Annotated in this window: 9 protein-coding genes; 1 reads left to right on the top strand and 8 read right to left on the bottom strand. The window is 43.0% G+C overall.

The features are described 5' to 3' along the window. The first annotated feature begins 44 nt into the window (after positions 1-44). Entirely contained in the window at positions 45-923 is an 879-nt protein-coding gene (locus K339_RS0114810; RefSeq protein WP_028524293.1) for a PD-(D/E)XK nuclease family transposase, read from the top strand. Between the two features lie 57 nt (positions 924-980). On the opposite strand, the gene K339_RS36515 is transcribed toward K339_RS0114810, so the two are convergent. The 8 genes from K339_RS36515 to cobA form a co-directional block, all read right to left on the bottom strand. Then, positions 981-1,667 (bottom strand): RHS repeat domain-containing protein, encoded by a 687-nt coding sequence (locus K339_RS36515; RefSeq protein WP_064750969.1) that lies wholly within the window; start codon positions 1,665-1,667, stop codon positions 981-983. 81 nt (positions 1,668-1,748) lie between these two features. Continuing rightward, on the bottom strand, positions 1,749-6,527 hold the full coding sequence (locus K339_RS0114800; protein ID WP_028524292.1) for an RHS repeat-associated core domain-containing protein: 4,779 nt from the start codon (positions 6,525-6,527) through the stop codon (positions 1,749-1,751). Positions 6,528-6,589: 62 nt separating this feature from the next. Beyond that, entirely contained in the window at positions 6,590-6,865 is a 276-nt protein-coding gene (locus K339_RS0114795) for a LytR/AlgR family response regulator transcription factor (protein WP_028524291.1), read from the bottom strand. 97 nt (positions 6,866-6,962) lie between these two features. Then, a complete protein-coding gene (locus tag K339_RS0114790) occupies positions 6,963-7,751 on the bottom strand; it encodes a LytR/AlgR family response regulator transcription factor (protein ID WP_028524290.1) in 789 nt (262 codons plus the stop codon). Then, positions 7,748-10,792 carry a sensor histidine kinase gene (locus K339_RS0114785; protein ID WP_084332220.1) on the bottom strand — a complete coding sequence of 1,015 codons (3,045 nt, stop codon included), beginning with the start codon at positions 10,790-10,792 and terminating at the stop codon, positions 7,748-7,750. Before K339_RS0114785 ends, K339_RS0114790 begins: the two co-directional genes overlap by 4 nt. Before the next feature lie 124 nt (positions 10,793-10,916). Continuing rightward, complete coding sequence (locus K339_RS36675) at positions 10,917-11,072, bottom strand: C1orf53 family protein (protein ID WP_169731861.1); 156 nt, start codon at positions 11,070-11,072, stop codon at positions 10,917-10,919. An 89-nt stretch (positions 11,073-11,161) separates the two neighbouring features. Then, a complete protein-coding gene (locus K339_RS0114775) occupies positions 11,162-12,412 on the bottom strand; it encodes an MFS transporter (RefSeq protein ID WP_028524288.1) in 1,251 nt (416 codons plus the stop codon). A gap of 129 nt (positions 12,413-12,541) precedes the next feature. Beyond that, positions 12,542-13,285 carry a uroporphyrinogen-III C-methyltransferase gene (gene cobA / locus K339_RS0114765; protein ID WP_028524287.1) on the bottom strand — a complete coding sequence of 248 codons (744 nt, stop codon included), beginning with the start codon at positions 13,283-13,285 and terminating at the stop codon, positions 12,542-12,544. Position 13,286 lies beyond the last annotated feature (1 nt).

Raw genomic sequence — 13,286 nt, 5'->3', positions numbered from 1 at the left:
GTTGCTTCTTATTTTTCGTTATTTTTGCAGCAAACTTCATCTAAATGAACCGCACACTTGTCAGTTTTGATTGGGCTTTAAAACGGCTTCTTAGACAGAAAGCCAACTTTGCTATTCTTGAAGGTTTTTTGAGCGTTTTACTAAAACGTGACATCCTCATTATCAATTTGTTGGAAAGTGAATCCAACGCGGAGGATGACGAACAAAAAATCAATCGGGTGGATATGTTGGTTGAAAATGAGCAAAAAGAACGGCTCATCATCGAACTCCAATACAGCAAAGAGTTCGACTACTTTCAGCGTATGCTTTTTGCTACTTCCAAACACTTAACCGAGACCCTCCAAAAAGGAAAACCCTACCAAGACATCAAAAAAATATTCTCTATCAACTTAATTTACTTCGATTTAGGGCATGGTACCGATTATGTCTATCATGGCAAAACAGAGTTTAGGGGCATTCATCAAAACGATATTTTAGGACTTTCAGTCAAACAAAAAGAACTATTTCAGAAAGACGCCGTGTATGAAGTTTATCCTGAATATTATGTCATTAAAATCAACAATTTCGACGATATAGCACGAGATAGCCTCGATGAATGGATTTATTACTTCAAAAATAATGAGGTAAAAGAGGAGTTCAAGGCACAAGGATTGGCCGAAGTAAAAGCACAACTTCAATTTGACGAACTATCTGAACAAGAGCAGCAAGCCTACGAAAAACACGAAAAAATGCTCCTTTCAGAACGGGGAATTATCTCTACCGCGCGTATTGAAGGTAAAGCAGAAGGTAGAATAGAAGGCAAAGCAGAAGGCGAGCAACAAGCCCGTATTGAAATGGCAAAAAAAATGAAAGCCAAAGGCTTTGACCCCGAAACCATCTCAGAAATGACGGAACTTTCAACAGATGTTGTCAATAACCTATGAAATAGAAACAGCCCAGCCAACGCGGCTGGGCTGTTTTGTGATTTCAAGAAGGTACTTTTAATCAATACGCGGGCGAGGTGTTTGTGCGGTAGGCGTAGTATTACACCCCTGAATCTTAATTTCAAAATTCTCGCCAGGCCCTGCCGAAAACCCCTGTGAAAGGGTGACAGATTGCCCCGCATAATACTTGGTGTTATTGGGGACATTGGCTGTGCTCACGATAGTACCCGAAGCCGAGTATGTACCGCTTGCTATATTGCCACTGTGCGTGATAGTTGGCGGACAAGGACTCGAACCATTGACCGTTACCACCGCGCTGCCGCTGACTGTGCCAGTACCGCATTGATTACTGACGGACGCGAGGGTATAAGTGGTTGTGACCGTAGGACCAGTGCGTAATGTGTACGGAGAACCAAAAGCGGTACCTGAAGACCCGCTTGAGAGCGTAAAATTGTAAGGTGCTATCCCCGTAAAAGTGATTATCAAATCGGCTGTTTCTCCGATGTTGATAGTACCCCCGCCCGAAATAACCGCCGTGGGAGTAGCTGTACAGCCCGTTTGTACTACACTTGTTCTGTTACCCAACACATCATAATTATACGTGATTTTTTCTCCATTAGGATACGTTACCTCCGTGAGCCGATTGAGGGCATCGTAGGTGTAGGTGACTTTTTTGGGTGTTTGGGCGTGGATACCTACCCAACAGACCAAACTCAGTACAATGAGAATGATATATTTTTTCATTTTTGAATGTCGTTTTTGAGTGATGGATTATCAATTATTTAACTTCTTTACCTCGTATTTTTTCAATGCTCTGTAAAGTAATTATCTTTCTTTACAGAGCATTTCTTCTGGCATTTGAAGAAGTTGTCTAAGAGTTTTTCTTATGAATGCTCCATTTTTTGAAGTCCTTGTATAAACCGTTATTTTATCCCCAAAATTTGTTAACCATTCATCAAAACTCGTTCCTGTATGTTCCCCATTTAAATTCTTTGACATATCAATACAGGCATCAGCCACTATTCCCCCGACAAAAGGGGTTACATTGCCAACTCCATCACAAATAATACTTCTACTTGCTTCATCATAATTTCCGTAGTAAATATTTTCTCCATATTCAAAAACTATTGATATTGCATCTGCCATTTGCAAAGCAAGTGCTAAATTTCCATAAGCATCTCTTGTGTTTTTGTTAATAGTTTTCATTTTTCCAAAAGAATGAACAGTTTTATATGCGTATTCGCTATCCATTACATTAAAAAAAACCTCCTGCGCAAAATCTTTATAATAATCGGGATTTGTAACCAAAGGTTCTACAGGAGTTTTTCCATCAAAATCAATAAATTTTATAGGATTATCCCCTCCATACGCAAACAAATTTGTACTCCAAATCGGGTCTTCGGAGAGGAATTTACCTGTGGTGGGGTCGTAATATCTGGCACGCATAAAGTAGAGGTCAGGGGCCTCGTATTGTACGCCGTATTGCCCTACGTATCTGAAAGGGTTATCGTCAGAACCAGCGGAGGTTTGTTGCAGTATCTTGCCGTAGGCATCGTATTGGTATTGGCGAAATGTATTTTGGCCATCATCGGTCAGGGCAATGGTACTGCCCCTAAAATCATAATGATAATAGGCAGTGCCCGGGCTTACATACGGGCGGTAAAGTAAGCCAGTGGGGCCATACACGTAGTAAGAGAAATAAGTACCCGCTTCATCGGTTTCGGCCAATACACTGTTACTCAACTCGTTTATCACGTAGCGTCTGCCCGTTTTAGCACGGCGGGTTTCGTTGCCGTCATAAAAATAGGTGATGCCGTTACGGGTCAACAGATTGTCTTTGGAGTCCCAAGTAATGGCTTGTCCCGCTTGGGTAGTGGTAGCTCCGTTGCCATCAAAAACATAGGCATTGCTGCCTACGGCAGTGGTTTCATTACGGGCATTGGTAGTATAATTGGTGGTGGTTGGGGCCAACACAGGTAAGGTAGTGTAAGGCTCAATGATGTTCTCTTCGGTATGGTTTCCGCCTTGGTCGAGCGTAAAGGTGTAAGCACAAATGACACTACCGTTACTTTTTTCGTGTCGTATGCCCGTGGGTCTGCCTGCGACATCGTAGGTATAGAGGGCTTTGGTGCGGTTGGGGAGTGTATAACTCAACACTTTACCGTCATCGTCATATACGTAGGTGGTTACCTTTCCTGCCCAATCCGTTACTTTGGTTATGCGGTCTTTATCATCGTAAGTGTAGGCAACGGTCTTTCCATCTGGATACGTCAATAAGTCCAAGTTATTGTTGTTGTCGTAGCGGTATTGTACCGCAAAGCCATCGCAGGTCGTTTTGGTGAGCCTTCTGAGTACGTCATAATCATAATCCAACGTATATGTTTTTGCACCTTGCGTATGCGTAACTGTGTTGAGCGTCCCTTCGGGGTTGTAGGTATAGGTAGCGTAGCTGTCACCCGTAACCCTTCCTGATGGGTCATAGGTAAACGTAAACGTTTGGTTTCGTCCGTTAGTAAAGGTTTTGAGCGAACCGTCTTCGTAATAGGTAAATGATTCCGTCTTACTGCCAAACGAACGACTCGTCAATTGGTCGGTTTGTGGATGATATACGTTGGTAGTGGCATTGTTTTTGGCGTTGGTTACGGTGGTGTTATTATCGTTGGCATCGTAATTATATTCTACGAAATACCCCAAAGGCGCATTCATTTTTTTCAATAAGTCGTTGGCATAATAATCATAGGTAACGGTTTGATTTCGGGCATCGGTTTTTGAGGTTACCCTACTCAAAGCATCGTAAGTGGCAGAGGTCGTAATGGCAGGGCTTGCACCGTTGGGAGTACTGGTAGTCAGTAAATTACCATAGGTATTGTAAGTAAAATTGGTCACCACCCCCGCAGGAGTAGTCACTTTTGAAATAGTTCCGTTGCTATTTCTCAGCATGGTAGTAGGCTGTCCCAGTGGATGAGTTATGGAGGTTAAATTACCCGTGGCATTATAACCGAAGGTGGTCGTCTTACCCCGTCCATTGGTAAAATTCAAAATATCATTGAATGAATTGTAAGTATAAGATTGGGTGATATTACCATTAGGGCCAACCGTTGTTACGGAACTGACATTATAAGGCGCAGTCGGGTGATAAGCAATCGTGACATTCGTGGCTACGTTTCCCGCCATTTGCGTAATTTGGCTTACCGAAGTGGGGTCGGCACTCACGCCATAAGTCATTGTCAAATCCACGGGGTTTGTTCCTGTGGATTTGAGGGTTTGCGCCAATCCGTTGCCGTTATGGGTATAATTGGTTGTTTTGGTTGTTCCGCCTGCCGTAACGGTCACGGCTCCTGTACTGGTTGCCGCCGTGGAGTTGTAGGTTTGTGTCCAGTTAGTGCTCATTTGTTGTACTACTGTAGCACCATTCAGTGTTTGGCTGCTTTTCAACTTGCGCTTTTCGTAGGTATTGTCAATCACGTTTCCCTTGGGGAGGGTGATTGTTTTCAATAAATGTTCAGCGCCTTCTGTAGTATAATAAGAGTAAGAAGTAGTCTTTAAAGCACCCGTTAAATCATATTCTTTATAAGTAGCCAGATCTCTAATACCATCACCGTCCAAAACTGCTGTATGATACGTAAATTGAATATTTCGGCCATTGAAAGCCCCCACCCCAGCCAGAGTAACCTGTGAGAGATAGTTATAATTTTGTCCTGTTAGGTACGTAAAATTCATGGTTCTACCCGACGGGTCAGCTACGGAAGCTAATCTTGGTACACCCGAAATGCCTATTTCATTCGTAAAAGTGAGGGTATTGTTGTTTCGGTCTTTGATGGATTTTATTAACCAAAAGGCATTGTTTGTCTGCCCAGCTATTTGTTCAAATAGATATACTACTTTACTTGGCGTTGTGATGGTCACTGAATTTATGGGATTTCCCGAAGTAGTTACTTGGTCAAAAACGCCAATCGTTTCTGGTACAAACACGCCTCCTTGTGTTTTATAAAAATGTAATTTACCATCAGGATAATGGACTACCAACTTTAGGTTAGGTGAAGTACCTATGACAGTGATATAACAATTAAATGAATGTGTCCATCCGCGACCTAAATAGTTGGGGTACAACTGATTGGGCAATTCTGTGGTATAAGAATTATAGCTATGCGCAAAAACCAAAGGTACAACTCCATCTATCGCAAAACTGGTTTTGGTATAATGGTTAAAATTACCCCTATCTGTCCCAACCCCAACGCCCATATTATCAGGACGATATTGCCCGGGAATGAAAAACCCTACATTCACTTGAGTAAGCGTAGGTTTAGGAATACCGGAGGAAGAAAGGAGGCGATAAAGCATTAAAAAGGCATCTTCGCGCTTGCAGTTATCATCGGGACTGAACGCGCCGCCGCTTCCCGTTACAATCCCCAATTCGTGGGCTTTTTTGATGTATTTATAGTAAAGGTGTGAAACCGCTACATCACTAAAAGGTGATGCACCCGTGGCGGTACTTTCGTCAATATTCCACGCTTCCAGTAAAACCTTCAAAACCAACGCTCGGGTAATTGCACCGGTAGGGTTAAAATTTAGCTGATTTCTGTCAAAGGGCGCACGATTATCGGCGTATTCGAGGTAGGAAAGTACCTTGGCGTATTTGTAATAAGTGGTATCGGTAGCAAAAGCCGCCTGCAAATCAACAAAAGGCACGGGAAAATCCACGGCTGTAGTGATGGCGGTTTTTCCTAATAAACCCAAATACGCAATCTTAGCCAAATCTCCCCGATTGATTGGTTGCTTCGGATCTGTTTGCGTTTTTTGAATAATACTCTGCGTACATAAACCCTGTGCCGCACAAAAATGCTCTTGAGTGCTGTAATTGGCAACAGTCTGAGCAGTGAGGCATGTGGGACAAGTAGCTTGAACTTCAGATTGATAAATTAATTGTACTTCACTATCAGTTAAGACGCGATTATAAATACGAATGTCATCAACTGAACCAATAAAGCGAGTAGTATTATCCCATCCATTTGAAAACCAATGCGTACCAATTCCTGAGTTATTATGCCCTATCTGTATGATGGCTGAGTTAATTTGGCCAACAATCACTCCATTTACAAATGCCTTCAGAATACCATTGTTGTAAACCATCTGATAATTTACCCAATTATTCTTGTAGTTGGCTGGAGGGGTAATAGCAATATTTGCACCGCCATTAACTGCAAAATAAATCTTTTCAATTGTTCTTTCTGCATCACCATGCAGAATCCCTAACCAACCACTATTTGAATGATCTCCAAAGAAAATATATCCTTCACCATCATTATTTGTTAGACCTTCCTCTTTTACCCAAATTGAAATTGAAAAAGATGTCGTGCTATTTGTGATTATTTGCGGAATTTGTATGCCAAACGCATCTAAACGTATTGAACTCCCAATAACTCTATTGGGGTATGTGGGTGTACCATTCACTGTCCCATGATTACCATTGCCACTTGCATCGTTGGCATTGCCATTAAAAGGATAATAAGCCACTAAGCCATTGGTAGGAGCTTGGGCAAAGACATTTGTAAAAACAAAAACAGTACAATAAAAGAAAGCGAGTAGAGAATAAAGCCGTTTCATTGAAGTATAGGTTTGGGAGTTGGGTTCGATTTGGATTTATTTATGATTGATTATCAATTACTTCACACTTCCCGCCGCCTCGCCACGGGCAGCAACTGCCCGTTGTGGAGCTGAACATGGTCGCGGGCAATGGTTTTGATGTAACGACGATTGACTAAGTACGATTTGTGGATGCGTACAAAGCTGGGTTCGTTGAGTAAAAACTCGTGAAAGCGCTTGAGCGGTAAGCTATATACGTCGCGATGGCCGTTGAGGTAGTAAACCATCGTGTAATTGCGCTCGGCTTCAAACAAAAAAACGTCGGCTAGTTTGTCTTTGTCAAATGGAAGAAATCGCATAAGGCTGGCAGTTGAGTCTATAGCTAAACTACATCAACCTCCAGCGGCAAACAATTCAAAACCAGAATTTGGTACTATTGGCCATAATTCGGTCATGTTATAACCTCATCCCCAATCTTTTTCGTAATTCTCGGTCGGGTTGGCGAGCTACCTCCAACGTTTCCCCATTGTTGAGGAATAAGATACGCTCTTTGGGGTCGTAACTATTGACGTGTTTGAGGTTCACAATATGACTCTGGTGGACTCGAAAAAAATGCGGGTTTTCCGTCAAAAACTCATAGTGGCCAATCAGTTCCATCCCAATAATTTCTCTATCTCCTTTAAGATAAATCATGGTTACCGTTGCCGCCGACTTTAAATATAAAATCTCATCGGGGTTTATATTTTCCCACTTTCCTTTAGAAGTACGAATAAAAAGGGGAGTATCGCTAAAATTTCGCGTCTTGACAAGGTTCATCAACACTTCGTATTGAGCCCGAAGTTGAGCCACGTTTTTTGCCTCCGCAAAAACCACCGCTCTTTCCACTGCATCTACCAAAAGGTGGTAATCTATCGGTTTTTGAAGGCACTGTAAAGCCGCATACTGCAAGGCCGAATACGCATAATTTTTTTCTTTGGCATGACCCGAAAAGAAAATCACTTGAAACGACAGGTCATTCTCCTGTTTTAAACGATCCAATAGATTAAAACTGGTTTCGTGCGCATGAAATTCTACATCCAGCAGTACCAAATCGGGCTGGTATTGCTTAATCGCTCGGTACGCTTCTTCTAGCGTCAGGGCTTCGGCCAAAATCGACACTTGTGGACAATAATCTTCAATAAGGCGTCGTATCAACTCCAGTTGTTCTTGACTATCTTCGGCAATAATGGTCGTTAGTTTTTTCATAATCTATCGTTCATTCGTATGATTACGTGTGTCCCTCGCTCAGGAAGGTCAATCGTATGTATATCAATGTAAAAACCCAATTCGTTGAGCAATTTAACTCGGTTTTTCACCAAATTCGTCCCCTCCGAACGGTGCGTCTGATACGCATTTCGGCGTTTTTGCTCGGCAGCTTTTCGTCCTATTCCATCATCTTCGACCTCACACAATAAAGCTTCATCCGTGTCTAACCAAAAGCGTATCCATACATGACCTTTTCTTGACAAATCACCGAGTACCCCATGTTTAATGGCGTTTTCGACAAAGGGCTGAATCAGCAACGGAGGGATTCTATAAAAATCAGGACTTAGCGAAGGTTGAACCTCAATAAACACCTCAAAACGGTCGCGGTATTGTAGTTGTTCAAAATCAACGTACATCTGCAATAGCTTTATTTCTTGTTCGAGGGTAATCATTCCTCGCTCCAACGACTCCCGCGTTCCATCCAATGACAACGAGGCCGACAAGTAATTCCGCATCAACTCTCCCAATTTTACGATATGTTCGTTGGCACGAGCCGTTTCCTGTTTATACACCAAACCTTGAAGGGTGTTCAGAACGTTGAAGATAAAATGCGGGTGCATTTGGGCTTGGGCGGTTTGTACTTCTAGCACTTTGACCATTTGTTCCGTTTTGGCCGCTTTTTCGGCTTGTTCGCGGGCTGTTCGCATTTCTCGACGTACCTGTTTTTGGTTGTTCCAATAAATCACTCCACCAATTGTCAACAGGCCAACAATCGCAAGGGAAGCATAATAGGGGAAATACGGCGAATTCCAGGGCCATACCCGAATAGAAAAACGAATCGTAGCTTCTTGGCTTTTGCTCACCCCTATCCCGCCCGTACGTGATTTCACCCTCACGGTGTACGTTCCCGACGCCAAATGCACGAGTGTTGCAACGGGTTCTTCTTGCCAAGCCGACCAGCCATCAGTTACCCCTTCTACCAAGTAACTATACTGAGACACAAAGGGCTTATCTTCCCCTACTGACTCAAACTCCAACCGTACGTTTCCCTCATCAAACGGCAAAGTGAAAGTACTATCTGCTAAAAACTGAGAAAACGGCAGGCGCTGCCCATTGAGCTTACTAACATACGTTCGAAGCCGTTCTGGTCTAAAGTTTATTTTTTTAGGGTCAATCACCGACAAAGCGGCTCCGCCCGTAAGCCAGATTTGACCTTTCGAATCTCGGTAAAACCCATTTTGTCCAGGTTCAATGGCCACAAAGCCATTGTGATGGTTGAAACACCTTAGCTCTACTTTCTGAGAAGCGTACCATTTTTTTAAATTTAAGACGTACACATTTCGTAAAGACCCAATGAACAAAAAATCATCATTTATTGGAAAAATAGCATTTACAGGTTCTTTTAATTCGGGAGTAGATAAACACCTGACCGTATCACGGCGGCTATCTAAGTAGCAAAGTCCCTTCGTAAAAGTAGCCAGCCAAAGCGTTCCTTTGCTATCAAACTTTAAGTCGAAAATACCACGAGCTCCTAGTTTTTGGTTATCAACTGAGTACTCCGTCCATTTTTCTTTTTTACTATCATACCTACTTAGCATTTTGACACCACCAAACCAATACACTCCTGTTTTTTCAAGTGCCATAGCTAGTACGTAGGGCTTAATATTCATGCCATTTGTTTGATCCAAAGACGTAGTCCGAAAAGGAGGTTTATTGTCAAAAATATGCACAGCTCCTTCTCCTCCCTGTAAAACCACGTTTCGGTCGGCGTCTTCAAGCATACCGAAAGCAATAGACGTTTTATGGGCAGCAGTAGGCCGCAACAGCAGTTCCCATTTTTGCCCATCGTGCCAAACTGCCCCACTGGAGTTTGGCAGCCACAAATGCCCCAATTTATCCCGCAAAGCGGCATAATACCAGCCGTCTTGTGAGGTCGGAATATTGGAAACTTTTGCCGCTTTTAACTGACTAAACACTTTCTCGGCATAACCCTTTACTATTTTAATTCGGTTTCCATCAAACTGTTGAATAGGTTGGAGATAATTCAAAAACCACATTCTTTTTTGGGCATCCTCTACTACCGACCAAGCGTAAGGCACTTCATTTTCGGGGAAATATTTTATTCCGTTTTGAACGATAAATACAAGCCCTTTTTCAGTACCTACCCATGTCCCATGTGTAGAATAGGTAACTGTATTATGATTAAATTCATTGGGTAACACTCGTGTTACCTTTTGACTTTTGGCCTCTAATAGATATGTCTTGCTCTCAAAAGTAAATAACCAATCAAATTCAATTGGACGTAATACTTCCCATTTTTGATTGGTTATTTGTAAAAATGGTTGCCAGTTATTCGGCCCAAACTCTGTTAAAAACTGTTCGTTTTTGCCCCCAAAATGGCGGTGGATAACTGTTTTGCCTCCTCGAGCGCGCAGCCAAGAATCGGTTGCACTTGCATTTTGAAGCACTTTAGCAACGGGCGTCAGTCGCTCGGGAGTAATCTCTACCAAGCCCAATGAATCAATGTTGGCAATTAGTACTTGTTTAGGAGAGTCATAGATAAGCCGAGACAGCCTTTTATTTTGAAGTGAAGGCCATTTTGCTGCCACCAAAGAATCTTGGATGCTCGTAAATAATTCACCCGTTGCGGTATTGAGGCAAAAAAGGCGGTTTGTTTTGTCAATACATATACCAAAATAAGATTGTTTATCCTGCTTTAGAGGAGTAAAACATTTGCCATCAAATCGAGAGATAACATTATTGGATTCTATGTATAGGTAGCCCTTTTTATCTTCTGCAAATTTACGAACGATGTTACCGATCGTTTTTTCATTGGGGGCAAATCGCTCAAAACGTTCACCATCAAACTTACAGAACCCATATTTTGTACCAATCCAAAGATAATTACGGCTATCTCGAAAGGTTGTCATCACTTGTAGCTGCGATAACCCATCTTGCGAGGTATAATGAAGAATAGGATAGTGCTGTGCCATGCACAGGGAGGCAACACCACTAAAGAAAATAAGTAAAAAAGAGCGCATACAAAAACGAGTAGTGTCATGGGTAACAATCCTGAACTCGTTTTCCAATATAGTTTTTCCTAACTATATATTACAACTTTAGCCAATAATTCGGTCAATTTTTAAAAAATCAAGTCACACTATACTACCCTTTTATCTTCTTAAACCCATAAGGGCAATGGCGGCAGCCGTTTTTGCAGCAGTAGCCTCGCTTGAGATGATACGCCGCCGTAAATACAATAAAGCCATTTTCGTCGGTATAATAGTCTTCTTTCTCTAGGCCATGACGGCCAGAGGTAATTGTTGATTTTTGTGAAGAGGAAGGTTCGCTCACTTTTATAGATTTTTGGACAAGTAGGTATGTAACCAATTGTGCCCAAAAATGTTTTCCTATATCAATTCAACTTTAAACAGCTCTTTCGATTTAATCCACACCCAGATAACAATTACCATCGTCAGACTACCGCCCAAAAGTACCGACGGTACGGTTCCCATTACTTTGGCAAGCACTCCCGACTCAAACGCCCCAATTTCGTTGGACGAACTCACAAAGACACTGTTGACCGAGATAACGCGCCCACGCATGTGGTCGGGTGGAACAACTTGCAAAATTGTTTGGCGAATGACAACGCTAATAGCATCGAAAGCACCCGTAAAAAACAACATCACTACTGACAACCAAAAGTGGGTTGAAACTGCAAAAACAAGCGTAGCCACCCCAAATCCCGCCACTGAAATAAGCATATTGCGCCATGCGTGCCGAGCTGGAGGAAAATAAGCCGTCATAAAAATCGTCAAGACCGCCCCTACCGACGGCGCAGCACGTAAGATTCCAAGCCCTTCGGCGCCTACTTTTAAAATGTCTTCGGCAAACACGGGTAGTATCGCAATCACTCCCCCAAAAAGTACCGCCGCCAAATCAAGCGAAATGGAGTAGAGAAGGATTTTTTGCTCATATACAAATTGGATTCCTTCTTTGATACTTTGCCACAAACTGACCGTTTCTTCTTCGGCAACTTGCGGAATGGGCTTCTTAGAAATCAAAAGTAACATCGCTTGGGTGACGGCTAAAATCACTACGACAACCCACAAAGCGTTAATTAATCCCAAATAAGCGTATAAAAAACCAGCTACGCCTGGGCCTGCAATGGCCCCTACTTGCCAAAAAGTACCACTCCAAGTGGCGGCGTTGGAATATACCTCACGAGGGGTCAAGAAGGCTTTCATCGAAGAGACTGCTGGGGAATAAAACCCTTTGGCAAAACCAATAACAGCAAGCACGCCATAAACCATTAACAACAACGATGTCTGCGAAAGATGGCTGCGATTTTCGGGGTTCATCAAAGCAATGAGTCCCAAAGAACAAACCAAAATCACCGATTGACTGATTTGCATGATGGTGCGCTTGTCTTTGCGGTCGGCATAATGGCCACCAAACAAGGCCAACGAAATGTAAGGAATGGCTTCGGCCAGCCCAATAAAACCTAATGAGAGTGGGTCGTGGGTAATTTTGTACAATTCATACCCAATCACCACTTCCTGAATCAAAAGCGCCGCCGTAATGAGGCTATTGGTGGTTATCAGGTTGACAAACTCTGGATAACGCAGCGCGGCGTAGGGGTCGGTGGAGATAGTTTTCAACGTAAATTTTTGGTTGATTAAAAAACGTACTCAAAAACTCAACCCAATTTTTGCGGGTAAAGTTGCTTGGGGTACTAAAAAAAAGCCCCCATGAGTGATGGGGGACTTGTCAAATAAATGAAGGGTGGGCTAATAATCAGCTAATTGAGAAATTTCTTTTACTTTATCAGCGAGTTGCGCTACTTTGCCAATCACAATGATGGCGGGCGAGCCAATTCCCTCAGCCTGGGCTAGTTGAAGTATATTTCCGACTTTCCCCGTGACAATTTTTTCGTCGGGACGGCTGCCATTTTGGATGATGGCTACGGGCAAATTTATCTTTCCTAACTGCGCAAACGTCTCAACGATTTCGGGAAGTTTGTGCATCCCCATCAGTACTACCACCGTAGCCGACGAACGCGCCGCCAACGACAAGTCATTGGATAAGCTGTGGTCTTTGGTCGTGCCTGTAATCACCCAGAAACTCTCGCTCATGCCTCTGGTCGTAAGCGGAATCCCCGCCAAAGCAGGCACTGCATAGCTACTCGAAATCCCTGGCACTACTTCTACCGTAATGCCATGACGCTCGGCATATTCGAGTTCTTCGTAGCCACGACCAAAAATAAACGGATCGCCACCTTTGAGGCGCACCACATGGCCATATTGTTGGGCGTATTCAACAATCAGGTGGTTGATAACGTCTTGGTTACAGCTGTGTTGGGCGAAGCGCTTCCCAACGTTGACAATCACACAATCGGGTTTGCAATACGCTAGCAATTCGGTACTCGACAAGGCGTCGTGCAATACCACATCTGCGCTTTGAAGCGCTTTGATGCCTTTCAAGGTGATTAATTCGGGATCACCTGGACCTGCTCCAATGAGGGTGACTTTCATA

The organism is Runella limosa DSM 17973 (genome assembly GCF_000482465.1).
In the GTDB taxonomy this organism is placed as follows: domain Bacteria; phylum Bacteroidota; class Bacteroidia; order Cytophagales; family Spirosomataceae; genus Runella; species Runella limosa.
This window is presented reverse-complemented; position numbering and strand designations above follow the sequence as displayed.